Below are 25,971 nucleotides of genomic sequence, written 5' to 3'. Positions count from 1 at the left end.
GCTTTGGATTTAATGCGGGCGTAGCTAGTCGCTTTGAAGAAAACCTTAAAGTGGTATGTAGTGGAAGCGCCGCAGTTTCAAAAATCTGCAGCAATACTCAAGTATTGCGAGAATCGCATTTTAAACGCCTACGATGCAATGCGCACAAGCTTTGGATTTAATGAGCGTGATTTGGTCGCTTCGAAGAAAACCTTTAATCGGGATGCAGTGCAAGTCGCCGCAGTTTCAAACATCCACAGCAATACTCATGTATTGCGAGGATCTCATTTTAAACACCTACGATGCAATGCGCCCGATTATGGGTTTTATTGAAGCGATCTAGGATAGGCCGCTAATCACCCCATTGTCATCAATATCCATATGCAAAGCCGCAGGCACCGCCGGCAAGCCCGGCAAACGCATGATATTTCCTGTGATAGGCACCAAGAACCCCGCTCCTGCAGCAATCTCAAATTCACGCACGGTGAGTTCGAAGCCGCTTGGCCTGCCGATTAATGATTCGTCGTCGGAAAATGATTTCTGCGTCTTCGCGATACAGATAGGCAAGTGGCCTAAACCCAGTCCTTCGATGTGCTTGATGTCGGCCAGCGCCTTGGGTTGATAGACCACAGAACCCGCACCATAAACTTTCTTGGCAACCGCTTCGACCTTGGTTTTGATATCGCTATTCCAATCGTAGACGGGAACATAACGACCATGAAAATTCTCCACCGTTTCAACCACGGCACGCGCCAAGCTCGTCGTGCCTTCGCCTCCCTTTGCCCAACCTTCTGACAATGCAACGCGTGCTCCTTGCGCTTCACAGGCATGACGCAAGTAGGCTAACTCTTCATCGCTATCACTATTAAATCGGTTAATTGAAACGACAGCCGGTAAGCCATACATGGCGATATTTTCCAGATGCTTTTGCAAATTCACGAAACCCGCCTTCAAGCTATTTAGATTGGGCGTCGTGAGCGTTTTGAGATCTTGTCCACCGTGGTACTTCAAGGCACGTACTGTCGCGACAATCACGACTGCGGATGGACTCAAACCCGAATAGCCGCATTTAATATCGAGAAATTTCTCTGCGCCCAGATCCGCGCCAAAGCCTGCCTCGGTGACCACGTAATCGGACAAGGTCAAGCCGAGTTTGGTTGCCAATACCGAATTAGTGCCTTGCGCGATGTTCGCAAACGGACCACCGTGAATAATAGCTGGATTGCCTTCTAGGGTCTGAACCAAATTCGGTTTGATCGCGTCTTTCAACAAGGCAGCCATCGCGCCTTGAGCTTTAAGATCTCGACAGTAAATTGGCTTGTTGTCGTAAGTATCGCCGACATAAATATTGCCGAGCTTGGTCTTTAAATCTTGAAAGGATTCGGCCAAACAAAGAATCGCCATGATTTCAGAAGCCGCCGTGATATTGAATCCCGCCTCGCGTGGATTGCCACCCGGGCGCCCGCCAAGACCAGTGATGATGCTGCGCAATGAACGATCATTCATATCCATCACACGCTTCCACTTCACCGTGCGTGGATCGATGCCTAGGCTCTCTTTTTGGAAGTAAATATTATTATCGATCAAAGCTGCTAATAGATTATTTGCTTTTTCAGTCGCAGAAAAGTCACCAGTGAAATGCAGATTAATATCTTCCATCGGTACGACTTGCGAATAGCCGCCACCTGCTGCACCGCCTTTGATACCGAAGACGGGGCCTAATGATGGTTCGCGCAAGACGACCGTCGTTTTTTTGCCGATGCGATTTAGCCCTTCGGTCAAACCTATTGATGTCGTGGTTTTGCCTTCGCCCGGTGGAGTGGGTGTAATCGCCGTCACCAGAATCAATTTATTCTTTTTGATTTTTTCTGGATCGATCAAATGCAGTGGGAGTTTGGCTTTGTATTTGCCATAGTGTTCTAGATCATCGATATCGACGCCGAGTACTTTGGCGATTTCATTGATGTGTTTGAGCTTTGCATTTTGTGCAATTTCTAAGTCGCTTTTGACTTCATTTTGGGCCATCGTCATTTCTCTCGTGAATAATTATGTGAAGGGGAATTTCATTTTTTTATCTTTTGGATGCTCACAATATACAGAAAATCGTGAAAAAACTCTTAGGATTTATCATGCAAATTCAGTACAAATGACTAAAATAAGAGAAGAGTTATCAAAAATAGAGATGACTCGTCTTGATAAAACTTGGAGGCTCTATGCGCTCATTTATCGCTTTGCTATTCGCACTCTACTTAACTGCTTGCAGTTCGCTCGCACCATCTCAAGCAAACCAACAAATCGTTTGGCAAGACCACCTCTTTATTGCAGATCAAGCACTACGTTTGCTGAGCAAAGAAGAAGTTTTTGAACTCAGCCCCAAGTTACGGGAACAACTAACCAAACCTGAAGTTCGCAGCTTGTCAAATTACGCGCGCACTAAATACTTTCTCGATTTAGTTTACTCCCAAGACATTTCGCCGTTTGTGTATAACCCGATTGACACCACCGTTGCGAAGAAAACCTGGGATGACAAGAGTGGTAATTGTATCTCGCTCACTATCTTGGCTTATTCCGTCGGCAAAGCACTTAATTTGCCAATACTCATGCAAGACGTCGATGTACCGGTTCAGTTTGACCGGCGTGGCAATATTGAATTTCTCAATTCGCACGTAAATGCCATAGTCATGCACAAGGATTTTTGGTTTGATAGTGAATCAGAACAACGCGGCTATTTGATTATTGATTTCGAGCCACAAACTATCGTGCTGCAAAAAGGACGCGCCCTCAGCGAAGACCAAATTTTGTCGCGCTTTTATAACAATTTGGGTGCTGAATATTTGGCCAAGAAACAAAACATTCTTGCCTACGCGTACCTAAAAGCAGCCTTACTCGCGGCTCCAGATAATTCACTGGCATTGAACAATTTAGCGCAGCTTTATCTACAGGTTGGCGCGCAAGAGTTTGCGGAATCGACCCTAAAACGCGCACTGATTTTTAATCCTGACGACGCAATCGTGATGCGTAGTTTGCAAGGCTTACTTCGAACGCAGAAGCGAGATGGCGAGGCCGAACAATTGTCTGCCGCTATCAACGCCAGCGATGCCAAAAATCCACATTATTGGATAGGTTTGGGTATGTACGCAATGAGTAGAAATGACTATAAAGAGGCAATACGTCATTTTGAAAAAGCAGAAACAATGGCGAGTGGATTTGCCGAAATCCACCAAAATCTGGCGGAAGCCTACATGAAAATTGGTGACATGGAAGGTGCGAAAACAGAGATAAAAAAACTCGTCAGTCTGGTACCTACGCATCCAAAATCGACTTTATTGCGTACGAAGTTCGCCGCACAGTAAGAAAAACCTAAGAAAAAATCCATAGGATTTTCACCCCATGGATTTTCTATTTCTAGCATGAACTTATTGACTCACTCACTCACTCACACAATGAGCAGCACAATCATTGACACTATTAATGACCTAACATTTGCTGGCTGGTCAACATCACAGGAATATTTCCATAGTCATTAAACGCTTTAAAAAAATCTTGCATCACAAACGGTTTATTTTCCAATTCCAATTGTTTAGCGCGCTGCGCCATCAAGCGCTCGATTAAGTATTTCCCAACCACATAGCTTGTGCCATATCCGGGCTGGCGTAAATACAAATGCTGCTCGAATTTGATCAGATGCGGTTCGCGTCGCATCCAATTCCGTGGTGTCCAATCAAGATGCATACGACTGGCTTCCTCCATATTTTTCAAATTCGCATGCGCATACAACGAACCCAATCCACGTGCCGCGCGCTGTGCTAACAGTATCCACACCAACTCACGTGAACGAGGACTATCGTCATGCAAGCCCATGTGCATAAACATTTCTTCTACGCCGGTCGCTACACCTTCATTCCGGTTATCCCAGATGTTGTACAACAAAGGTCCGCGCCGAATTGGGCTGGCGTGGGGATCATCCCGCATTTGTGCCAGGTCGAACCAATGGTACCAATGGCAATACAAAGCGGAAGGATCGTAGTGCAAAGTAATGGCAAAGAAGTTGCGTTGATTTTCGGGAACAAAGGATTGCAAATGCTCGCGCAAAGCTGGCTCCATATTCGCCTTAATTGGCATCACTTGTTTCTCAGCCAAAAAACGCATGAGCTTACTGGCGGCGCGATCTGCCATTGTTTTGTATTCGGCTTCTGTACTCGCAGCATGCATAGGTGGTAAATTTTTATTGCGCTGTTCTTCCAGCTTTAAATTCGCCCATGCACGATCCAACTCACGTTGTAACAAATCGACTTCTTGCTGCCAGGTCATCGGTACCAAATGCACATTTTGCTGATACCAGGTGTAGTTATCTTTACCGATACCCGATGGGCCCGTTTTACGTGGTGCTTGTGCGGTGAGCCATGAAATGAAATCAGCATTGGCGGTTCGCGCAGCAGTCAAAGCTTGCTTCAATGTTGGATTAGCGTAAGCAGCAAGATCTTTTTCTAAACTCTTTAATTCTTCACCCTGCAATTCAAAAGTGCTAATACCTGCGATCCACAAATCGCGGGCGTTACCCGTCAGATTGATTTTTGCCTGCGTAAGCAAAGGCGGCACTACGGCTAACTCCTTAGCTAACTTCAGTTGATCTTGCTCCACCAATGGGAATCGATATTTCCACACTTCGATCGTCGCATGATTGGTCGGTCCTTCACGCGCTGGCGTATCACTTGCTTCCGTGTAGATGCTTTGATAAAAAGCGGGATCTCGTACCCATGGTTGTAGTACGCGTCGATTGAATTCATAGCCATTCATTTCTGCGTTGATGATTTTCCAATCAACTTGTTGTTCGACTGGCCACGTTTTGGTATCCATTGCCATCAATCGAGCATGTAAGCCTCTAGCCTTTTCCATGGCAGCTGATCTGGTTTTTGCCGTGTAATCTGGAGCACCGTTTCTAAAAGAGGGTCGCTCAAAGCTACGCCATTCTGTAAATAGTTGCAGCAGGTCTTTATAGCTAGCCTGTTGCGCTTCTGAACTAGAACGCGTTCCGATTCCCTCTCTGGCATTTGCAATTGAAATTGGGGCAATGCCAACTATGCACAGCACGAGGAATGGCGCGATGAGCCTTATTTTCTTTATTCGCATTGATAGACCTTTTTTGCTAAATTAAATTTCAATCAAATGTCAGCTATATCAAACAATCAAAAATTCTTATAACACCCTGGAAAACTGCACCTGAAAAAAATATTCCATTCTGCACGCCTTACCGCCGCAAATTGCTGGCTTATATTTAGTTTCCATCAGAACCAATGCGGCAACCCGGGCGATATCCGGATCCGGCGATTCATAAATCGACACCGACTGTGCTTCACCCGTACTGGAGATATCGACAGTCATTGTCAACACCCCTTTTGCCGCGACGTATTGCTGTGCTTGCGACATCTTGCGATGAATATCTCGCGTACCATGCAAAGGATAGGGCGGTTCATCGTTTTCTGGCATATTGTCATAGACACTTCGGATTGCCTCCCGCTCATCTTCGCTCAACTCTTGATAACTTCTGTCCATTGATATCGAGGAAGTTGCAATTTTTTTCTTCAAGCTCGTACCTAGTGCTGGTGTATCTTCGCTAATAGATTTTCCATCTTTGGATTGCGCATAAAGTTCAGTAGAAAACATAGCTAACCCAGCTATCATCATTACACAAAACAATTTCTTCATCTCATTCATGTCCCATTCAGCCTCAAAAATTCAGATTGAAATATCTGTCCATTGGTCGCAACCAAACTTCACCATGAGACTTGCACTCGGTAGTCTCATATCATTCGCGGTCGCCTATCGCGAATGACATCACAACGACACAATCACGACCTATGAAGGCGCGACCAGAATCAATCCTACTACAAGAAACTTGTTTCATACTGGCACGACAGTTTCGCTTCTACTCACTATTTTTACGAATGCCGATCAACGCTGGCTTTTCAGTCGCAACCCATTTCTGTCCTTACATTCGCGATGTCATTCGCTACTAAACATAGGTAAGGGTGAATCATTGTATCAATGGATGCTGGAGCAATTCCAATTAAATCGCATCGCGACATTCATCAAATATCATCTTCTTAGTTATTTACCCATGTCATAAAGTAGTCATTTTAAATAGAGAAAATAATATAGTTGCGGTATCTATCCATCGCAAGCAAACACGAAGTCAAATATGGTAAAACGTTCTGCATGCTGACGACATGTCCGTCTGAATTTTGCTCAAAAGGTAGAAATTGCAGATGGCCATTATTTGGTTCATCAACTATTCTTTTAAAAATCGAATTCAAACATGACTAAATTTTCTCGTCGTAGCTTTCTCGCCAGTATCGCTGCTGGTGCAGCTGCTGCCAGCATGCCTAGCCTGACACAAGCCATCACACGGGCACTTGCTATTCCTGCTAACAGCAAAAACAATAGCATCAAGGATCTCGAACACATCGTCATCTTGATGCAAGAAAATCGCTCTTTTGACTCTTATTTTGGAACACTCGCTGGCGTTCGTGGCTACAATGATCCGCGTGCGATTAGCCTGCCTGACGGTAAGGCGGTGTGGTATCAACCAAATGCGGGGGGTTATACCTTACCTTATCATTTTGACGTACGTAACACCAAGGCTTTGCGGATAGGATTGGATCATTCGTGGAAAGGTAGCGAAGCCACTTGGAAAGACTGGAACGTCTGGGTCGCTAAAAAAACGGTACGTTGCATGGGGTATTTTAATCGCGCTGATCTGCCGTTTTACTACGCTCTGGCCGATGCTTTCACTACTTGCGACGCTTACCACTGTTCCGTCTTTGGCCCCACTGATCCGAATCGGTTCTATGCACTAAGCGGGCATTCACCAAATAATATCACCGGGCTATCCGATGGCAGCCTGTATAACGTGACGAATGGCATTTATAACGCTGATATAGCCAATGATAAACCAACAGCAAAAGGCATAGAATGGAAAACATATGCGGAAGTTTTGGAAAGCAATGGCGTCAGCTGGAAGGTGTATCAAGAGTGGGATAACTACGGCGACAATTATCTGCAATATTTCAAAAATTTTCGAGTCGATGCGAATGGCAAACCGCTGACCGCAAATTCGCCACTCTACCAAAAAGCACGCGCCATGGCTCCCGGCTCTAGCCCAAACAATGCTGTGGGTACTACGTGCCAATGGTTAATTGATCAATTCGCTGCCGATGTCAGAAACAATACACTACCAAGAGTTTCGTGGATTTGCGCGCCGACCGAGTATTGCGAGCATCCAGAAGCGACACCCAATGCGGGGGAGAATTTTACGGCGAGGTTGTTATCCGCACTAGTCGATAATCCGGAAGTCTGGTCTAAGACCGCCTTAATTTTGACTTACGATGAGAACGATGGCTACTTCGATCACATGCCATCTTACGTGCCGCCCCCTAATACCGATCGCGGCAGAACCACGCTGGCAAACGCGATGCAAGGCGAACTCCACAGTAATGAATCTATCGGGCTCGGCCCGCGAGTACCGGTTTTGGTGATATCGCCGTGGAGTAAAGGTGGTCGTGTGTGTTCGGAATTATTTGACCATACTTCACTCATACGTTTCATGGAAGAATGGTTGGTGCAAGGCCTAGGCTATGTACGCAATAATGTCTTGTGTCCAAATATCTCGCCTTGGCGCCGCGCAGTGTGTGGTGATTTGACGCGCGCTTTCAATTTTGCGGCAGTGAATACAGATTCGATTGCAAGCATTCCTCGTACTGCAAATTATTTCAAAGGCTGGGGTAGTGCGGATGCCCTGCCACCGGCAATACAAACGATGCCAAAGCAGGAGGCCGTGACGGCCGGATTACCCAGGGCCGCGTGCCCATTAGCTTATCGCTTAGTGACAGAAGGACTTGCCCATCTGAACAACTCCCAATTTAGTCTCAGCTTTATCAACATAGGCAATATGGCAGCACCCTACCGGGTTTATTCTAAGCTGCGCACAGACGGCCCATGGCATTACACAGTAGAAAATGGCAAACGCATTGACAACGAAGTCTTCAATTGGTCTGGTACCGAGTACCATCTAGCGGTTCATAGCGTCAATGGTTATCTGCGTGAATTTGCAGGGAATTTTGGCAGCAGCTCACGCGGTGCTGAAGTGAGTTTGGTGGACGATGTTGCTTCAAAAGCAGTGCGTATTAATTTCAAGAATTTCAGTAAAACTGCCTGCCGTTTCAAGTTAATCGACAAAGCCTACGGCGATCGTACGGTATATACCTACGACACCTTACCGGGTGAGACTAAGACGGTACTAAAAGCATTGATCAACAGTCAGGGCTGGTATGATTTGAGTGTCAGCATTGAAGGCGACAATACATTTTTGCGTCGTTATGCCGGACATTTAGAAGGTGCGGGACTCAACTATACCGATCCTATTTTGAATGGTATCAACCGCGGATCGACTCCTCCTGATGCAGTGAGTTTTACTTGCCCGGTTAGCCAAATACGTACTTCAGAAGCAGTCACAGTCAGTTGGAAAAATCTTACGGCAAGCCCAAAGAATTGGATAGGCGTGTATCAAGCCGGAGCCACTCCAGGCTCGACACCGTCAAAAATATGGAACTATGTGACTACTGCAGAAGGTAGCATTAGTTTTGGTGGTCTGAGCGCTGGTTCGTATTTCATCGCCTTGTTTTTGAATGATACTTATCAAGAAGCCGCGCCACGTTTAAGCTTAAGTGTGATCTAATTATCGACTATTTATCAAAGATCAAGATTCGCTCGCCCTTGAACATAAACACTTGGGCGAGCAAATAAAATTATTGTGCCGACACCAGCTTGCCGTCCTTCATCACCATTTTCACTTTACGTATAATTTTGATGTCCACGGATGGATCACCTTCTACCGCGATCATATCGGCCAGTAAACCCGGCGCGATGCGACCAAATTTATCAGCATAGCCAAACGCTTGCGCATTGACCGATGTCGCGGATCGCAGCACCTCGATTGCCGGCATCCCATAATCAACCATTAATTCCATCTCACGCGCATTATCGCCGTGCGCATAGACACCGACATCGCCGCCCATACACATGTTGACACCCGCCTTCAGTGCTTGCGTGAAGCTAAGGCGTTTGGCCAAAATGCGTGCTGGTTCGGGATTGACGCCTTTTTTCCAACCACGATATTGTTCGATCGCGTCGCCCGCTGCTAAGGTCGGGCAGAGTGTGACGCCTTTTTCTTTCATGCGTTTAAAAACTTCTGGCGTACCGCTATCGCCATGTTCGATGGTTGAAACGCCCGCTTCAATCGCGCGTAACATACCTTCCGGGGTCGACGCATGGGCGACCAATTGACGCTTGCCGCTATTCGCGATTTTCGCCATCAGGCTCATTTCTTCCACGGAGAAAATCGGCACTGATTCGCCATCACGCCCTGCGCGATAATCTGCATAAACCTTGATCACATCCGCGCCTTTACCAATCTGGCTACGCACTTCTTGTGAAATCTGCTCTAGGCCAGAAACTTCCGCCGCACCTTGTGGTAGATCCACATCAGGATTCTGACTACGCGGCCCGTACGCACCTTTAGCGACTAGAGCCTTGGTTGCGATGATCATACGTGGCCCAGGAATCACGCCCTTCTCTATCGCCCGTTTTAAACCGACATCATCATATTCAGCACCTTCCGTCCCTAAGTCACGGACGGTGGTAAAGCCCGCAGCCAGAGTCGCTTTTGCATGATTCGAGGCGCGTAACACGCGCTCTGCGCGGCTTTCTTTCAAGACTTGATCATCCCAGCTCACTTCATTGTAAGGATGCAGCAGTAGATGCGAGTGCCCTTCAATTAATCCTGGCAGCAAGGTCATGCCTTTGAGCTCAATAATCTGAGTATCCGCAGCCAATTTGAAGCGCATAGCACCGGCTTCAACGATCTTATTATTTTTCACCAGCACGACCCAATCAGTATGCATTTGCTGGCCGTCAAATACGCGTTCTGGTTTCAATAAGATACTAATATCCGCGGCACTCGCTGCACTGACGATGACCGACATTACAGGAAAAGCGGCAAAAGCAACAAAGACTGATGAGATTTTTTTGAACATAGTAGACCTATAAGAAACCTTACTTAATTGAAGTTAATTAAAAATTCATTGAAAAATTTATAAAGTTTTATGCGCCAAGTCCGCCGCATGTTGCTCCCAGTTTTGTCCGTCAAAACCCACAATTTTGACAACCCGAGGCTGCGTTTTCAAGCAACGCAAATTAACGTCCATACCGTCTGGATTGGAGCGCGGTACATAGAATGGTTTGATTCCACATATTTTACAAAATTTGTGTTCGGCGACACCGGTATTAAATCGATACACCATCAGTTGTTCGGCACCAGACAATAATCGAAATGCCCGCATCGGCACGATCAAATGCAAAAACCCGGTCATCCTACAAATTGAACAATTGCAATCTTCAACCTCAACTTCGTCCGCTGCTTCGACTTCAAATTGCACGGCGCCGCAATGGCAACTTCCTTGATACTTCATTTTGTCTATCCTTCGTTTATCTAATTCTGCGGCGATGTTTGAAGGCTCACATCAGTTGCATCGCCGCTGGGTATTAAGTCATATTTCGCTTCCAATAAGCAACAAATATTACCGCAAAGCACGCTTATTTCCGTGCTTCAACGGAACCGACACCGATAGTGTGTTATTTACGCAAACTTGCCCTGATATATCCGACTTATCAAACAATCTAACTTAAAATCCAAACACTTCTTTTTGGATTAATCGTGCTATGACGATCACTACCTTAGTCTCTCGCAAACTATTGCTTTCGATTACTACATTGCTGGTTAGCTTGAGCATAGGCATCAGTATCAACGTAAGTGCACAAGCACAAGCAAAGAGTGAGGCGAACGATAATCCTGTCCTGCCTTTGTCAATCCCAGCACAAAGTAGCAGCGCGAATAAAACGTCGTTACAACATAAAATGCTGCAACAAGAGTTGCGCACATTGTTGGCAGAAAATACCCGCATCAATCAAGAAAAAATTCAATATCTGGAAGCACAATCGCAACGCGTTTTTTGGACGCAATGTCTGATCGGTTTTTTGGTCCTAATGATGCTAATTTCCTTATGGTCATTTTGGCGCTTACATGTACAACATAAATTTCAACATGGAATAGACTCCCTCACAACCTCATTGAAGCATTTTCAGGACTCGTTATTTTCTTTATCCTTTATCGATACCTCCCAACTGAGTACCGTCAGCAATGTTTCTTCGTTTCATGTCACCGGTGGCGAAACGGAACAGCCCGTCACTCCCGCCAACAGCCAATTTCGAAAAACGAACAATCCGAACACTGGTACACACAGAGACGAGTTTTCTGACATACGTGGCTTTTTTGACGCGTGGTTAAATGTCTATAAGCCCGGCGACCCACGCTATGAAGAAGCGATGGCAGCCGCGAATAAGCCTGAATCTCCTCGTCCTTGGTTAGAGATGCTGGAAGGCTTTTTGAAAAATAAGGACCAGCACGGTTTCGAGGCGATCAGCAAGGAGATTAAGAAATTCTTTAACGTCAAACTGCATGACTGGCAAACTACCGCAGGTTCGGAGAGAAAACAATTAAGCGACTATCCACACGTAGTGCAAAAAATTACAAAACTGTGGCCTAGTGACGAAGTAGTGGTTTATCTCGAACGTTTGCTCAACAATTCTCGTATGAGTCCACGGGAAGGATTTGATCTACCTATTTTTGAACAATTGGAAAGCCTGCTCATTCTTGCACAACGCCCAGATCGCCCGCGCCATATACAACAACTCAAACGCCAAGGGCTTGCGGACTTTTTGTTTCAAGCTGTGCCAACCACTCAGCAAACCCAGCCTAGTAAAATCGCTACACCAGCAGCAGAAAAGACTGAACTGAAAGCGGTTCAAGTAGCGAAGGCTCCAAGTGTTCTGCCGGTAGTAGAGATACCTGTTAAAGCAGATCCCATGCCCGTACCGGTGACGCCGCAAGCAGAAGCAGAACCAGAATACACAACACCAACTGCGCTCGCCGCAGAAAATCAAACCGCCTTGTCGGCCTCCAACGCTGCGGTAGATTCAGGTGCAAACACCCAACTGGAACCAGAAATCGTTGACGAAGAAACGCTATTCGCTACGAATGAAGTGCGCTTGCAATTGGCACTTGCCTATCGTGAGATTGCCGACAGCGAAGGCGCTTGCTTGCTATTGGAAGATGTCATCCGTGAGGCAACGCCTGCGCAACAGGTGCGAGCCAAACTCTTACTGGCCGAAATAGAAGAAAAACAGGCACGAATTTGTGGTGAAAGTGAAGAAATTTATTTTGTCGCTAATTCAGCGCTGACAGCAGCAAAAAATGTTTGATCGTCGATTACGGCTGCACCGGTCGGTTGCGGTTGAGCGCCCCACACCACAATCACCAGATTCTGACGCGGATTGATGTATAAATATTGGCCGTGTATCCCGACCGCGGTGTACGCCGCGTCTTGTAGCCCTACACGGGAAGTGACAGGCCACCACAAATAGCCGTACGGAATTAGACTACCGTTACGCAATGCCTTAGGCGTCGTTGCTTCATAGCTCCAAGCGACAGGCAAGATCATCTCCTTGTTCGCCAATCCTCCGGCCAACATGAACAGACCTAGACGACCATAATCGCGCAAGCAAGCACTAAAACCGCTGCCACCTATCTCTACCCCATTAGGCGAATCTAACCACCAAGAGGCATCGGCTTCCATCCCAAATTTTGTCCAAATTCGGTCGGATAAATAGCTGGATAAAGACTGTCCCAAAGCATTGCGTAAAACCTGTGCGGCCACCTGCGTTTCACCTGTGTTGTAGTTAAAGCGGGTACCCGGGGCAGCTTGTTGCGGTAGGCTCGCCATCACCTGCATTGCGCGACCAGGTACCTGACTAATCTGCGCTTCCAATAATCTGCGACGATCTGAGCGCGGATCAGAATAAGCCTCGCTCCATCGCACACCAGAACTCATCATCAAGACATCACGTACTGTGGCCTCTTGGTATGCACTGCCCTTTAATGTAGGCAAATACTTCAACACCGGATCGCTTAAACTACTGATCTTACCCTGCTTGAGCGCAGCGCCGAACAAGGTCGAGGTGATTGACTTGGCAATCGACATCGACATCCAGCGCGTTTTTTCGGTGTTCCCATAACGATAGCGCTCAGACTGGATTTTGCTATCCTTGATAATTAAGAGACCTGCGATCTGATTGAGTTCCAGATATTGTTCCAGCGAAAACTGGCGACCACGATCAACAAAAGTCAAACTACTTAGCGGCTTGCTTGCCAGTGGTAAGGGATAAGGCTTGTTCGACTTCGCAACCCGATTCACAGGAAACAAACGATCAATATTACGAAAAGTATTGACCGCCATCGTGGGCGATAAAACCCCATCATAAATTTGATGGACTGTGCCTATATTTTCGTTGGCATGTGGGTAGCTACTAATCGGCTTGGCATCTTTTTTTGTGCTGGCACTTGCACTTTTAACGGGTTGGGCCGGAGCCTCCCGCGCCTGCGAATTGCAGGGAATGGCCAGCGCTAACGTCATCAAGCTGAGCGAGCCAATCAACTTCCGGCTGTGGGCTGGTATTGCATCCGCTATGTGAAATCGCTTAGTTGATTTTATTGTGGTTTGCTGCGCTGGTGTAGTGGGTATCGTCGGCATAACTACTTGGTTCTTCATCAATCAGCCTCATGAAAAAGAAGAGCATCAAAAATAATAAACGCATTATCGCGGATATTTTGCATTTTTGACGCTAGCCATGGAGATTACCGATGCTAATTCTGACCGCTCCAGCTGCACCTAAAGCGACTACTTATTTCGCCACCTGTTGCAAACTCAAATCGACAGTTGCTGCCTCTTTGGTTTTATTCGACCACATCCAGCAATAATCCTGGGCGACTTTAACTTCAAATTGTTCAGCCACTGCTTGCTTGGCTTGATGCTTGACTGGCACACTGAGCTTTTTTCCTTCGTGGTAATGAATATTAAAATCCAAAGCTTGTTGGCTCTTGTATTGCCAATCAATTTTTAATCCGGCCGGTAGTTTTCCACAAACTTCTAAAAAACCACCAGCTTTGATTTCCGCGCTATGTTGAAACTGTCCTTGTTCATTCCATTTCAAATCCACCAAACCCGCTGCTGCCTGTTGACTGAAAGTAATAGCAAACATACTCACCGCTAGGCCAATAGCGAGACGCACCTGCTTTCGTATAGTAGGAAAAATCTTAGTGCTGGTGTTCATGGCTATGCTCCGCTTCTTGCTTGGTCGGTTTTGCCGTAGATTTTTTCACCATCGCGAAAGGTGTGAAACGCGCCTGCTCCGCTGGCTTTCCTGCCATCGTCACGGTTAACGCTCCCTTCAAATTGGCGGTCGATGCATAAATCGCTTTGCCGACCAAACGATTTTCACCTTCTGGCTGTAAGTTCACTGTCGCTTTATTTGCACCTTGTACTAAGGTCAAAGTCGCACTTGCGCCTTTGGTAGATAAGGCTTTGCTGGCATGGTCAGTCACATACACAGTGACGGTATTTTCTTTCGCGGTTTTACTATCTTGTACCAACACCAATTCAAAATGATAGACACCGGCCATGCGCGTTTGACCGCCATTCGGTGATTTGATGGAGTCAAAATATTTATCATCATGTGCATAGGCACTTCCTACACTCAAACTCAAACCCAAGCCTAGCAAAGCAACGAAAATTCCCACTGCGGATTTATTCGCAAATTGACGCAAACTCATACAATTTTCCTCCTAAAAAAAACTCTAAAAAAACAAAACCTTTGTCAAAATTCGCTACGACAACTTAAAATATTTCTTGTCCTTGGCTGCTTTGTTTTGCAGCTAACAATTTTAAGAGAGGCCGCTCGCCCCAGCGCCAAAACATTAAGGGTGTTAGCACCGTATCGAGTAAAGTCGAACTAATCAAGCCACCAAAAATCACCACCGCGACCGGATGCAAAATTTCTTTGCCCGGCGCATCTGCAGAAATCAATAAAGGTACCAAGGCGAATGCTGCAACCAGTGCGGTCATCAATACCGGAGTTAAGCGTTCCAACGAACCTCGGATAATCATGGGCTTGCCAAAGCGCTCGCCTTCAAATAAGCACAAATTGATGTAATGACTGATTTTCAAAATACCATTCCTTGTCGAGATGCCCGCCAAGGTAATAAAACCGACCAGCGCAGCGACTGACAAGGTTTGTCCTGACAACCATAATGCCACGACACTACCAACTAAAGCCAGTGGGATGTTGCCCATAATGATCATCGTCAAAGCAAGCGAACGATAACGGCTATACAAGACCAAGAACATCAACGATAAAGAGACTAAGGATAGCAAAGCAATCAAACGAGACGCTTGCTCTTGTGCCTGAAACTGCCCTTCTAACGAAGTCGAATAACCAACAGGTAAAGTTTTCGCAGCGAGCTCAGCTCGAATGTCTTGTATGACTTTTCCCATATCACGCCCATCGGTATTTGCCGATAACACTATACGGCGTCTTGAGTTCTCACGATTGATTTGATTCGGACCATCGCTTTCTTCCACTTTCGCCAATTGCATCAAAGGCACATGTCCACGTGGGGTCTGTATCAACAACTGCTGTAATTGCTGCAGATCACGCCCTTGTTCTGGCAGGCGTAATAACAAATCAAAACGTCGGTTGCCTTCTATCACCTGAGTGATCTTTTCACCTTCGATCTGCTGTTGCAGGCTGCGTAACAATACACCGGGAGCGATGCCGTAACGGCTAGTCTGTTCGTAATCAATATGAATCTTAATTTGCGGGATCAAGACTTGCTTTTCGATTTGCAAATCGGTCAAGCCGGGCACTCGGCTTAGGCGTTCGCGTAAATCGTTCGCGATATTGCGCAGAGTATCGAGATCATCGCCGACCACTTTCAAAGCAATCTGCGCACGCACACCCGACAACAAATGATCTAGACGATGAGAAATCGGTTGCCCGACATTACTATTCGCGGGCAAGACTTTTAGGCGATCACGAATGTCTTGAATAATCTCATCGCGGGAACGTTTCGATTTTTTCAAATCCACATCCATCTCGGTGTAATGTACGCCTTCCGCATGCTCATCCAATTCAGCCCGTCCCGTGCGGCGTCCTATCTGCGTGACCTCCGGCACAGCGAGTATCAATTCTTCCGCCAAACTACCTAGGCGATTCGATTCTTGCAAAGAAGTACCGGGATTAAGTACCAAATTTACGGTCAATGTGCCTTCGTTAAACGCGGGCAAAAAGGCTCGTGGGAAGAAAGGTATCGCGACCACGGCGACGAGCACGGCGATCAACGCTACCGCGAACAAACTGCGCGCATGTTGAAACGACCAGTTCAGCAAACGTGTATCCCATTTCTTTAGCCATTGCACCAATGGACTATCGCCATGCCCGAGTTGCTTCATCTTAGGCAGTAAGAAATAGCATAAAACTGGCGTCACCGTCATGGCCACTGCCATACTCGCCAAAATCGACACTACATAAGCAATCCCTAAGGGTGTGAATAAGCTGCCTTCTATGCCCGGCAAAGCAAACAACGGTACGAAAACCAGCACTACAATCACGGTTGCATACACAATGCCGCTACGGACTTCGCTCGATGCAGTAGCGATCACTTGCAATGTCGATAATGGTTGTGCCAGCAGGCTATTTTCCTTCAGACGACGCAAGACGTTTTCCACATCAACTACCGCGTCATCAACCAACTCACCAATGGCAATCGCGAGTCCACCTAAAGTCATGGTATTGATTGATAAATCTAAATAACGGAACACCAGCACGGTCGCCAACAGAGAGAGTGGGATTGCGACCAACGAAATAACCGTAGTCCGTAAATTCAACAGAAATAGAAACAACAAGACGGCGACCATGATGGCACCATCACGCAAAGCATCTTTCACGTTATCCAAAGAATTTTGGATAAAGTCCGCTTGCCGGAATAAGAACTGCGGTTGCTCCACCCCTTGTGGTAAGTTCTTACTGAGTTCTGCTATGGCGCGTTCGACTTCACGGGTGAGTTTCACGCTATCAGCAGTCGGCTGTTTTTGTACGGATAAAATCACTGCTGGTTTGCCCTTATAGCCGCCATCACCGCGTTTGAAGGCAGCAGCGATCGTCACATTCGCCACTTGCTTGAGCAAAATCGCCTGCCCTTGCTTGAGGGTGACAACGATGTTCTGCAAATCTTCGATGCGGCTAGTGCGACCAATCTGGCGGATTAAATATTCACGCCCGTTTGCTTCGGTAAAACCACCACTGGTATTCGCACCAAAATCTTTTAATGCCGCTTCGACTTGATCGAGTGGAATACCTAAAGCCTGTAATTGTGCGGGTTTGATTTCGACCCGATATTGACGCACTTCACCACCGATAGGGGTGACTTGCGCCACCCCGGGAATATTCAAGAGACGCGGACGCATCACCCAATCAGCATATTCGCGTACTCGCATGGCGGGGCTGGTGAGTGCTTCTTTCGCATCACTCTTACCATCACTTTTATCTTCATTCACTGGCAAAGCAATCAGCAGAATTTCACCCATGATGGAAGAAATCGGCCCCATCTGCGGCGTCACACCAGCGGGTAATTGTTCGCGCACCAAACTCAAACGTTCGGCGATCTGCTGGCGATTGCGATAGATGTCGGTGCCCCAATCAAATTCCACATAGATAATCGACAAGCCTATACCCGACACCGAACGCACACGCGTCACACCGGGCATGCCGTTCATGCTCGATTCGATAGGGAAACTCACTAACTGTTCGACTTCTTCGGGTGCCATACCGCCCGCTTCAGTCATCAAAGTCACCGTCGGTTTATTCAGATCGGGAAACACATCGACCGGCATCTGACGCATGCTGATTAAGCCGTAGACAAGCAATAACAACGAGGCTGCGAGTACGATTAGGCGCTGGCGCAGGCTGGTATGAATGATGAATTGAAACATGCCGCCTACCTTACTTCACCTGTGCGAGCAAACTCGCACCGGCAATCACCACACGCTCATCTTCTTTCAGACCAGAAGTGATCACGACCTGCTCTGCATCGAGACTTTGCGCTTGAACTTGTCGTTGCACAAAGCGCTCGGCGTCAGTATGCACCCAGACCACTGACCCACCGCCACTTAACTTAATCAAGGCGGAATTGGGCACCGCCACACCAGCGACCAGTCGCTTGGTTTGCAGCATCACCTTAACAGTTTGCCCCACTGCGGCGGCCTCAGATTTGCCTGTCACACGGAACAATAAAGGAATCGCTTGCTCACGCATTTGTTGACCACCACCAAGAAAACTAAGCTGCAAGCTCGCCGCCTTAAGCTCTTTGGCCTGCGCCTGATTAACGCGCCAACTTGCACTGGCGCGTGCGATATCGCTCGTGATCACAGGATCATAAGCCAGCGCTTCCACCATCAGGCGAGTTGGGTCAATAATTTCAAACAAGGTTTCTTTGGCATCAACAACTTGACCAGCTACTGCATTGGCGACACTGATAATGCCCGAGACTGGTGCCAGCAATGCTTCCGTTTTGAACAAACTTGCTTCAACGGCGACCTTACGTTTCCTCAATGCTTCGTAATCAAAACGCGCCGCTTCGACGGTGGCTTTCGGTAAAGCTTCGGCAAGTTGTTCATAGCGTTGCACTTTGCGTTCAGCAATCGACAGTTGGGCATCGATATCGGCCAAGATAGACTGACTATTACCGCGATCTAAACTACTCATCACGGGGCGCAGATACGCCAGCACTTGGCCTTTGTTGACACGTTGTCCAAGATTTGGCAAACCGGCTGCCGCTGCCTCGACGCGACCGGGCTGACTCGCCTGCACGCGTCCGCCGGCATTCGGGTCTGCGATGATCTTACCGTTGAGTTCTATCGTATGCGGTAATTCGTCTTGCACACTTAATAGCGTACGCAAACCCAATTGCCTCTGTACAATTTTAGGCACAAATAAGCTGCCATCCGATAAGCGCTGCGGCGCGGTGGCATCTAACAAATTCGATTTTGTGACGGCCACGGGCTTGACTGGCTTGCCATCTTTTTTGCTGTGATCTTCATCGCCATGCGCCTGTACGGTGTTCATAACAATTAGCGGCATCATCGCCACTAAACCGCCTATCGCCCAAGCAAACAAGCTGCGATGCCAAGTAGGTGAGAGCTTTGATAGACGCATCATTTGAATTCTCCAACAGCACGAGATTTGCGTATAAAACGCGTGATTGCCCATCCTAGCAAAGCCAGTATTAACAATGCTCCAGCGAGCGCTGGCCAGCGCCAAGATCCGCTCTCATCGGGGTGCGTATGTGATTCCTCGCTGAGGTCTGGGATGTCTAAACTAGCGGTCATCACATCCCCCAAGTCACCAGCTTGCACACTGATAGACAAGGGATATTTCCCCGCTTTCTCGAATACCCCTTTGGCTAACTCGAGTACATACACGCCAGGTGCAGTTTGCTTTGCGATTGCTTTGAGGAGATTACCGCTCTCCACTTCTATTAGGGCACCAGCGACCAATTCATTATCCGCAAATCGATCAAGATAAATAATCAGGGAACGGCCTTGTAAGACGGCGACCAATTCAAAATCTTCCGTTTGCGCACTGGCACGCGGTGCGACCTGTACCACCGTGGCAGCAGGCGCAGCATGCTCATGATCATCATTGCCATGGGCATAGACGAGATTCAAGCGAAGCAGGCTCAACAAGAAAGCCATCAGGATAAACAAAGACTTCAAAACTCACTCCTCGTTACTGTCATACGGGTTACTGCGCTATACAAAACTTATCAGGACAGAATTATCGCTGTGACAGGGCGTCAGTTTGCTGACTGCCAGATTACAAATCTGTAATCTAGGTCCTGATTGCAGGCGACAGATGCTGTTTCACCGGCTTTCGCGGGTAAAATTGATGCAATCAGACGAACTCCTCTTCCACCACGCCACGCTAACCAATTTGCAATGAAAATTTTGATAGTCGAAGATGAACAAAAAACCGGTGATTACCTGAAACAAGGTTTGACCGAATTTGGCTTTATGGTCGATTTAGCACGCAATGGCTTAGACGGCCTGCATTGGGGAAAATCGGGCGACTACGATTTGATCATCTTAGACGTCATGTTGCCCGAACTAAGTGGCTGGCAAGTACTCGATGCTTTGCGGCAGCAAGGCTTGCAAATGCCAGTACTGTTTTTAACCGCGAAAGATCAGGTAGAAGATAGGGTCAAAGGTTTGGAACTTGGCGCTGATGACTATCTGGTCAAACCGTTCGCGTTTTCGGAATTGGTCGCCCGGGTCAGAACTTTGCTACGACGTGGTAGACATCAGATAGAAGCAAGTGTGCTGAAAATCGCTGATCTGGAATTAGACCTTCTGAAACATCGTGTCACACGCCATGGTCAGCGCATAGAATTGACTGCGAAAGAATTTTCCTTACTCGAATTATTCATGCGACGTCAGGGCGAGGTCTTGAGCCGTGCCCTCATAGCGTCACAAGTCTGGGATATGAATTTTGATAGCGACACCAATGTGATTGAGGTAGCGATGCGCAGATTGCGCAGCAAGATTGATGATCATTTTGAACCAAAATTAATTCACACCTTACGCGGTATGGGCTATATGTTAGAAGTCAAAGACCCGAAAGAAGTGAAATCGGTATGATCCAACAGCTCTCATTAACCGCACGATTAACCATCTTTTTTACCTGTTTATCCTGTCTGGTATTACTCAGCTTGGGTTGGTTAATTGGCGCGTCAATAGAAACCCATTTTGAAGAGCAAGATCATCATGCATTAAGTGGCAAACTGGAATTGGCACAGCACATTATTGAACGCGTCAATACAGAGCAAGATGTCGCCAAACTTGCCGATCAGCTCGGAGATGCCTTAGTCGGCCATCACGATTTAGCCATCACCATTTTGGATAATCGCCAACAAGTATTGCTCGCTTCGGAAGCGATTGAGTTTCCGGCAGAACAAATCCAATACCCACAGCAAATCGCACGAAAAACATCCCTAACGGGTACGCAAAAAAGCTCTCCGGCCCTATTCTCGTGGGAAGCAAAGGGCGAACACTATCGCGGTTTAATTGCCGTATTCGCCACCAAAAATCCAAGCTATGGTCCCATCACCGTTGCAATTGCAACCGACATTGCGCATCACCAGGCGTTCATGGCAAGTTTTCGCAAAACGCTATGGTTGTTTGTCTTCGTTGCAGCCCTGTTGACGAGTGTCCTAGCATGGTTAGCAGCGAGGCGTGGGTTGCGACCTCTCAATCTGATGCGCGAGCGTGCTGCCAGTATCACTGCAAGCAAATTGGATCACCGCTTATCACTCGATGCCGTACCACCGGAGTTGGCTGAATTAGCGACGAGTTTGAATCAGATGCTGGCGAGACTGGAAGAAGCCTTTCAACGACTCTCCGATTTTTCTTCTGATCTAGCGCATGAACTACGCACACCTATCAGCAATCTCATGACGCAAACTCAGGTGTCTTTATCGCAGGCACGTAATGCAAACAGCTACCGTGAAATTCTGGAATCAAATGCAGAAGAATATAGTCGCTTAGCCAGCATGATTGCCGACATGCTTTTGTTAGCAAAAGCGGAAAATGGCCTGAGTCTTGTCAAAGTAGAGCCTGTCGATTTAACGCGAGAGGTCAAGGATTTGTTTGAATTTTATGAGGCGCTGGCAGAGGAAAAGCAGATACGTTTAGAACTAATCCAATCTAGCGATACGACCTATATCATTCCTGCAGATCGGCTCATGCTGCGTCGTGCATTGAGTAATATTTTATCGAATGCGCTACGTTATACGGCGCATGGCGCGCGCATACAAGTACAGCTTACGCAACTTCAACAACACTGCGAAATCAAGATTTGCAATCCCGGGCCGAGTATCCCGTCACAGCATTTACCGCGTTTATTTGAACGCTTCTATCGTGCCGACCATGCACGTCAACATAGCGATGGTGAAGGTTTTGGATTGGGCTTAGCGATTGTTAAAGCCATTGTGGATGGACATCGCGGTCAGATTACGGTGAACTCAGAAAATGAGTTGACTTGTTTTAGTATTTTACTGCCAGATCGATGATTAATTTCACTACTGTGCAGGCAACAGAAGACAAGAAAATCGCTGATTATCTGCGCTTGTTAAGCTGAAGTTCTTGCGCCCACTCGACTTGTCTATCTATCTGAAAGTCCCTCATCACCATGCCTTCTCCCGCATGCGGGAGAAGGGAGCTACGTACTAATTCCTAAGAATTCTTGCGCAAAGCCTTATTGCGCCAAACGCTTGGCGAGTTCATATAAAAATTGCTGTCCCTCATACAAAGACTTCACCGGCAAACTCTCGTTCAAGCCATGCGCATTCGAACCTTCTGGATAATGAAACATACCGCTCACACCATAAGTCCAAATCCCTGCATTGTTGAGGAAGCGTCCATCTGTACCGCCGGGTGACATCGTCGGTACAACCGGAATTCCTGGCCACATCTGATTAGTTAAATCCGTCACCGCCTTCATCAATTCAGGATGCAAAGGCTGTGCTGGCGACGCCGTCGCGACGCCAACTGGTGTCACTTTGATGGCGCTATCAGCTAACACCGTATTAATCATGGCCTGTGTTTGTTCTACCGTCTCACCTGGAAGAATACGACAATTCACATTCGCTTGAGCTCGTTGTGGCAAGGCATTCGCAGCATGTCCAGCATTCACCATCGTCGCGACGCATGTTGTACGCAAGCTGGCGTTATAGAACGGCGTGTTGGCACTTAAACGCGCTACTGCTTCGGTGTCGACTGGTTCACGCAAGATGGCTTTCATATCGGCCGCCAACTGCCCACTTTCCAATGTGGACATGGTTTCAAAAAAACCACGTGTGGTCGGCGTCAAGCGGAAAGGAAAATCAAATTTACCGAGCCGCGACAAGCCATCTGCCAAGTGATAAATCGCATTGTCTTTGCGTGGCACTGAACTATGGCCGCCCGTATTCGTCACTTCTAAACTATAGCTCTGGAAAATTTTCTCACCAGCCTGAATGCCATGGCGCACAGGCTTGCCATTTTTATCTAGGCTACCACCGCCCCCCTCGTTTAAAGCAAGCTCGGCCTCAATCAGATTGCGGTGATTTTTCAACAGATATTCGACCCCATTGAATTTCGCTGGCACCAATTCTTCATCGCAGGTCAAAGCCAAAATCAAGTCACGTTTGGACTTTAATTTTTCTTGCTTGTAGCGAATCATATTTGCTACAAACACTGCCGCCATCGCTTTATCGTCAGAAGCACCGCGCGCATAGAAAAAACCATTTTCTTCGACTAGCTTAAACGGATCACGAATCCAGTCTTCACGTTTAGCTTCTACCACATCGATATGTGCCAATAAAAGCAAAGGCTTTTTACCAGCATCTTTATCAGCGGCTTGGTCCGTGGCTTTCAGGCGGGCGACCAAATTACCTTTTCTGGCATCGCCCGGCGGCACAACGATTTGCATATCCGCATCGCTATAGCCGGCTTTTTTCAGACGCGCCGCCATCGCTTTCGCCGCATTGGTACAACTACCAACAGAATTGGTGGTGTTAATTTCGACCAGTTCTTGATAAATCGAACGCAGTTGTTTTTGTTCTGGTGTCAAATGTTGAGCGCTACCGGCTTGTGCAAAAGCAAATACGGGGCTGGCTGCGAGCACAACAGCGGCAAGCGAATACGGGGGCTTCCATGCGATTGATAACATATCAAGATCCTGTGAAGTGAAACAAATAAGGAGAAACAACGAAGAAAGAATGGCAAAGCAACTTTGATAGACTAGCGCAGCCCAGCAGAGTTCCCACAATTTAAAAATCAGTGAACGCCAATAGCTTGCGGAGAATACTTCTCAAAAGACTATTCAGTAACTTGGAACAACACGCTTACCTTCAGACCCTGCCCGTGATCGCCGTCTTCCAATAAGACTTGAGCACGATGGCTTGCGGCGATGCTATTCACAATCGACAGACCAAGACCACTACCCGATGCAGTCGCTCCGGGCAAGCGGAAGAATCGCTCAAATACTTTTTCCCGCATATCCACCGGAATTCCGGGACCAGTATCATTCACACTCAGAAATGCTTGATGCTCATGCATACCGCAAGCAATGGTGATCGATCCACCAGACGGTGTATAGCGCAATGCATTATCGAATAAATTACGCAAGAGGATTTGCAAACTGCCACGATTAATCAGGCACGTCGCAGGTTGCAAATCGAAGCCTAGTTGCAAATGCAGTTTTTCAGCCGCTCTTTGCCATTCCTGTTGTTGGGTCAAGATAAATTCTTGCAAATCCGTATGACTGAGATCAGGATCGCGCTTTGCTTGCGGATCTAAGCGCGATAGGGTCATCAATTGCTCAACCAGCCGGGTTGCTCTATCCACGCTGATCAGCAAACCATCCGCCGCTTCTTGACGTTCGGCTTCATTTCTGGCTCTTTGTATCACTTGTAAATTGGCTTTGATAGCGGCCAACGGTGTGCGCAATTCATGTGAGGCGTTCGCAGTAAAGCGTTGTTCCTGTTCCATCGCATGACTGACACGCTCAAACAATTGATTCAGCGCGCTCAGTAGGGAGTGTAATTCCAGCGGCGCCCCCGCCAGATCGACTTTTTCTAAATCACTAGGTGTACGCAAACTGACCTGATCAGCAGAATGCTGCAAAGTGCGGAACAAACGATTAATTGACCACCATAAGGCACCCGTCATCAGTGGTAATACAACTAAGGCAAAGAACAGTAATTTGTAAGCAAAGCGGCCACTGATGTCCTTACGATGACTAATGGGTTCGGCGATCTGGATTTGCAGGCGCTGCGGTGCATTCCAGATCGAATAGGTACGCCAACTTTTCCCGTCGATCTGGGTCCAGCCAAATCCACTCGTGCTTTGTTGCGCAAGCGGCTGATCCGGTGCCGCATTATTTCGATACAGGAGACGCTGCTGCCTGTCCCAGATTTGGAGCAATAGGTATTGGCTATGTTTTTCGACATTCGCTTCGGTTAAGGTATTGGCGGCCGAGGTCAAACGCTCTTCAGCTTCGTGATCTGCGAGGGTCAATAATAAGTGGGCGGTTTCGGCCAGCGACTGATCAAATAACTCCTGACTTTCCTGATCCGCTTCGATATACACGACGACGCCGCTAAATCCCCAGATTGATAAGGTGATTGCCAAAACTATCGCGAGGATAGAACGACGTAAGGACCAACCCTGATGATCTTTAACATTGATTTTTTTCATACGTCCGACTTATTCTTTATCAATCACATAGCCAACCGCGTGCATGGTCCGGATTAATTCTTTGCCTAATTTTTTGCGTAGATGGTGAATGTGAACTTGTATCGTATTACTTTCAATCTCATCGCCCCAGCTATACAAAGCTTGCTCAAGTTGGTCACGCGTCATAATTTGTCCCAAGTGTTCAAACAAAATCTGCAAAATATTAAATTCGCGTGTAGTCAGACTAACTAAGTCTCCGTGCAATCGCACTTGCCGTGCTGCGGTATCAAGTTCGATTCCTTTATGCGACAGAATTTCTCGACTACGACCTGCCAAACGTCGCCGCACTGAACGTATCCGCGCCGCCAGTTCATCCAGATCATAAGGCTTGACGATGAAGTCATCAGCACCACTATCCAAACCCATTACACGATCGGGCACCTGATCACGCGCAGTCAGTATCAAAATAGGTTCTTCAAAACCAGCGGCGCGACATTTTTTCAACAAACTCATGCCATCTTGTCCTGGCAAACCCAAATCTAATAACAGGCATTGATAGTGATGCATTTTAATAGACGTTTCGGCAGCTTCCGCTGATTGTACCCAGTCAACCGCATAACCAGCCTGATCTAAGCCCAATTGCGTTGCTCGCCCTAATTGTGGATCATCTTCGATCAATAAAATTCGCACATTATTCCCTTCTGCAGAAAAT

The 25,971-nt window shown here is 47.2% G+C and carries 19 protein-coding genes; 5 read left to right on the top strand and 14 right to left on the bottom strand.

Going from position 1 to position 25,971, the window contains the following annotated elements:
* Positions 1-318: 318 nt before the first annotated feature.
* A complete protein-coding gene (locus tag ACO0KW_RS15830) occupies positions 319-2,010 on the bottom strand; it encodes a formate--tetrahydrofolate ligase (protein ID WP_423054265.1) in 1,692 nt (563 codons plus the stop codon).
* Positions 2,011-2,192: 182 nt separating this feature from the next.
* Between ACO0KW_RS15830 and ACO0KW_RS15825 the strand changes: the two genes are divergently transcribed.
* Positions 2,193-3,332 (top strand): tetratricopeptide repeat protein, encoded by a 1,140-nt coding sequence (locus ACO0KW_RS15825; protein WP_423054264.1) that lies wholly within the window; start codon positions 2,193-2,195, stop codon positions 3,330-3,332.
* A 115-nt stretch (positions 3,333-3,447) separates the two neighbouring features.
* Here ACO0KW_RS15825 and ACO0KW_RS15820 read toward each other — a convergent pair whose 3' ends face one another.
* Positions 3,448-5,109 (bottom strand): hypothetical protein, encoded by a 1,662-nt coding sequence (locus ACO0KW_RS15820; RefSeq protein ID WP_423054262.1) that lies wholly within the window; start codon positions 5,107-5,109, stop codon positions 3,448-3,450.
* 66 nt (positions 5,110-5,175) lie between these two features.
* Positions 5,176-5,643 carry a hypothetical protein gene (locus ACO0KW_RS15815; RefSeq protein WP_423054261.1) on the bottom strand — a complete coding sequence of 156 codons (468 nt, stop codon included), beginning with the start codon at positions 5,641-5,643 and terminating at the stop codon, positions 5,176-5,178.
* Positions 5,644-6,295: 652 nt separating this feature from the next.
* Here ACO0KW_RS15815 and ACO0KW_RS15810 point away from each other — a divergent pair.
* Positions 6,296-8,713 (top strand): phosphocholine-specific phospholipase C, encoded by a 2,418-nt coding sequence (locus tag ACO0KW_RS15810; RefSeq protein ID WP_423054260.1) that lies wholly within the window; start codon positions 6,296-6,298, stop codon positions 8,711-8,713.
* Between the two features lie 70 nt (positions 8,714-8,783).
* On the opposite strand, the gene ACO0KW_RS15805 is transcribed toward ACO0KW_RS15810, so the two are convergent.
* Positions 8,784-10,070, bottom strand: coding sequence for an amidohydrolase family protein (locus ACO0KW_RS15805; RefSeq protein WP_423054258.1), 1,287 nt, complete (start codon positions 10,068-10,070; stop codon positions 8,784-8,786).
* 57 nt (positions 10,071-10,127) lie between these two features.
* Positions 10,128-10,505 carry a GFA family protein gene (locus ACO0KW_RS15800; protein WP_423054256.1) on the bottom strand — a complete coding sequence of 126 codons (378 nt, stop codon included), beginning with the start codon at positions 10,503-10,505 and terminating at the stop codon, positions 10,128-10,130.
* Positions 10,506-10,755: 250 nt separating this feature from the next.
* Here ACO0KW_RS15800 and ACO0KW_RS15795 point away from each other — a divergent pair, with 250 nt between their 5' ends.
* Positions 10,756-12,354, top strand: a complete 1,599-nt coding sequence (locus ACO0KW_RS15795; RefSeq protein WP_423054255.1) for a FimV/HubP family polar landmark protein — start codon at positions 10,756-10,758, stop codon at positions 12,352-12,354.
* On the opposite strand, the gene ACO0KW_RS15790 is transcribed toward ACO0KW_RS15795, so the two are convergent.
* From ACO0KW_RS15790 to ACO0KW_RS15765, 6 genes are all read right to left on the bottom strand, one after another.
* Positions 12,309-13,700, bottom strand: coding sequence for a serine hydrolase domain-containing protein (locus tag ACO0KW_RS15790; protein ID WP_423054254.1), 1,392 nt, complete (start codon positions 13,698-13,700; stop codon positions 12,309-12,311). The genes ACO0KW_RS15795 and ACO0KW_RS15790 overlap by 46 nt on opposite strands.
* Positions 13,701-13,833: 133 nt before the next feature.
* Positions 13,834-14,262 carry a hypothetical protein gene (locus ACO0KW_RS15785; protein ID WP_423054253.1) on the bottom strand — a complete coding sequence of 143 codons (429 nt, stop codon included), beginning with the start codon at positions 14,260-14,262 and terminating at the stop codon, positions 13,834-13,836.
* Positions 14,246-14,761, bottom strand: a complete 516-nt coding sequence (locus ACO0KW_RS15780) for a hypothetical protein (RefSeq protein ID WP_423054251.1) — start codon at positions 14,759-14,761, stop codon at positions 14,246-14,248. The genes ACO0KW_RS15785 and ACO0KW_RS15780 overlap by 17 nt, the downstream gene beginning before the upstream one ends.
* A gap of 64 nt (positions 14,762-14,825) precedes the next feature.
* A complete protein-coding gene (locus ACO0KW_RS15775) occupies positions 14,826-17,978 on the bottom strand; it encodes an efflux RND transporter permease subunit (RefSeq protein ID WP_423054250.1) in 3,153 nt (1,050 codons plus the stop codon).
* A gap of 10 nt (positions 17,979-17,988) precedes the next feature.
* A complete protein-coding gene (locus ACO0KW_RS15770) occupies positions 17,989-19,203 on the bottom strand; it encodes an efflux RND transporter periplasmic adaptor subunit (protein ID WP_423054248.1) in 1,215 nt (404 codons plus the stop codon).
* Complete coding sequence (locus ACO0KW_RS15765; RefSeq protein ID WP_423054247.1) at positions 19,200-19,760, bottom strand: hypothetical protein; 561 nt, start codon at positions 19,758-19,760, stop codon at positions 19,200-19,202. The genes ACO0KW_RS15770 and ACO0KW_RS15765 overlap by 4 nt, the downstream gene beginning before the upstream one ends.
* A gap of 222 nt (positions 19,761-19,982) precedes the next feature.
* Here ACO0KW_RS15765 and ACO0KW_RS15760 point away from each other — a divergent pair, with 222 nt between their 5' ends.
* Both ACO0KW_RS15760 and ACO0KW_RS15755 read left to right on the top strand, forming a co-directional pair.
* Entirely contained in the window at positions 19,983-20,681 is a 699-nt protein-coding gene (locus ACO0KW_RS15760) for a heavy metal response regulator transcription factor (protein WP_423054245.1), read from the top strand.
* Entirely contained in the window at positions 20,678-22,111 is a 1,434-nt protein-coding gene (locus ACO0KW_RS15755; RefSeq protein WP_423054243.1) for a heavy metal sensor histidine kinase, read from the top strand. Before ACO0KW_RS15760 ends, ACO0KW_RS15755 begins: the two co-directional genes overlap by 4 nt.
* Before the next feature lie 185 nt (positions 22,112-22,296).
* Here ACO0KW_RS15755 and ACO0KW_RS15750 read toward each other — a convergent pair whose 3' ends face one another.
* The 3 genes from ACO0KW_RS15750 to ACO0KW_RS15740 form a co-directional block, all read right to left on the bottom strand.
* Positions 22,297-23,751 carry a M20/M25/M40 family metallo-hydrolase gene (locus ACO0KW_RS15750; RefSeq protein ID WP_423054241.1) on the bottom strand — a complete coding sequence of 485 codons (1,455 nt, stop codon included), beginning with the start codon at positions 23,749-23,751 and terminating at the stop codon, positions 22,297-22,299.
* A 149-nt stretch (positions 23,752-23,900) separates the two neighbouring features.
* Positions 23,901-25,280, bottom strand: a complete 1,380-nt coding sequence (locus ACO0KW_RS15745) for an ATP-binding protein (protein ID WP_423054239.1) — start codon at positions 25,278-25,280, stop codon at positions 23,901-23,903.
* A 9-nt stretch (positions 25,281-25,289) separates the two neighbouring features.
* Complete coding sequence (locus ACO0KW_RS15740) at positions 25,290-25,949, bottom strand: response regulator (protein ID WP_423054238.1); 660 nt, start codon at positions 25,947-25,949, stop codon at positions 25,290-25,292.
* Positions 25,950-25,971: the final 22 nt, after the last annotated feature.

Source organism: Undibacterium sp. Ji22W, from assembly GCF_049340305.1.
Lineage (GTDB): Bacteria > Pseudomonadota > Gammaproteobacteria > Burkholderiales > Burkholderiaceae_D > Undibacterium.
The sequence above is the reverse complement of the archived record's forward strand: the minus strand, read 5'-3'. Positions and strand labels throughout refer to the sequence as shown.

What these genes read in the sequence shown, in the direction of transcription:
- ACO0KW_RS15815 (WP_423054261.1), bottom strand. Translation starts at nt 5,643, where the DNA reads ATGTTTTCTACTGAACTTTATGCGCAATCCAAAGATGGAAAATCTATT.
- ACO0KW_RS15790 (WP_423054254.1), bottom strand. Translation starts at nt 13,700, where the DNA reads ATGAAGAACCAAGTAGTTATGCCGACGATACCCACTACACCAGCGCAG.
- ACO0KW_RS15810 (WP_423054260.1), top strand. Translation starts at nt 6,296, where the DNA reads ATGACTAAATTTTCTCGTCGTAGCTTTCTCGCCAGTATCGCTGCTGGT.
- ACO0KW_RS15780 (WP_423054251.1), bottom strand. Translation starts at nt 14,761, where the DNA reads ATGAGTTTGCGTCAATTTGCGAATAAATCCGCAGTGGGAATTTTCGTT.
- ACO0KW_RS15750 (WP_423054241.1), bottom strand. Translation starts at nt 23,751, where the DNA reads ATGTTATCAATCGCATGGAAGCCCCCGTATTCGCTTGCCGCTGTTGTG.
- ACO0KW_RS15800 (WP_423054256.1), bottom strand. Translation starts at nt 10,505, where the DNA reads ATGAAGTATCAAGGAAGTTGCCATTGCGGCGCCGTGCAATTTGAAGTC.
- ACO0KW_RS15745 (WP_423054239.1), bottom strand. Translation starts at nt 25,280, where the DNA reads ATGAAAAAAATCAATGTTAAAGATCATCAGGGTTGGTCCTTACGTCGT.
- ACO0KW_RS15775 (WP_423054250.1), bottom strand. Translation starts at nt 17,978, where the DNA reads ATGTTTCAATTCATCATTCATACCAGCCTGCGCCAGCGCCTAATCGTA.
- ACO0KW_RS15785 (WP_423054253.1), bottom strand. Translation starts at nt 14,262, where the DNA reads ATGAACACCAGCACTAAGATTTTTCCTACTATACGAAAGCAGGTGCGT.
- ACO0KW_RS15820 (WP_423054262.1), bottom strand. Translation starts at nt 5,109, where the DNA reads ATGCGAATAAAGAAAATAAGGCTCATCGCGCCATTCCTCGTGCTGTGC.
- ACO0KW_RS15760 (WP_423054245.1), top strand. Translation starts at nt 19,983, where the DNA reads ATGAAAATTTTGATAGTCGAAGATGAACAAAAAACCGGTGATTACCTG.
- ACO0KW_RS15755 (WP_423054243.1), top strand. Translation starts at nt 20,678, where the DNA reads ATGATCCAACAGCTCTCATTAACCGCACGATTAACCATCTTTTTTACC.
- ACO0KW_RS15770 (WP_423054248.1), bottom strand. Translation starts at nt 19,203, where the DNA reads ATGATGCGTCTATCAAAGCTCTCACCTACTTGGCATCGCAGCTTGTTT.
- ACO0KW_RS15825 (WP_423054264.1), top strand. Translation starts at nt 2,193, where the DNA reads ATGCGCTCATTTATCGCTTTGCTATTCGCACTCTACTTAACTGCTTGC.
- ACO0KW_RS15795 (WP_423054255.1), top strand. Translation starts at nt 10,756, where the DNA reads ATGACGATCACTACCTTAGTCTCTCGCAAACTATTGCTTTCGATTACT.
- ACO0KW_RS15830 (WP_423054265.1), bottom strand. Translation starts at nt 2,010, where the DNA reads ATGACGATGGCCCAAAATGAAGTCAAAAGCGACTTAGAAATTGCACAA.
- ACO0KW_RS15805 (WP_423054258.1), bottom strand. Translation starts at nt 10,070, where the DNA reads ATGTTCAAAAAAATCTCATCAGTCTTTGTTGCTTTTGCCGCTTTTCCT.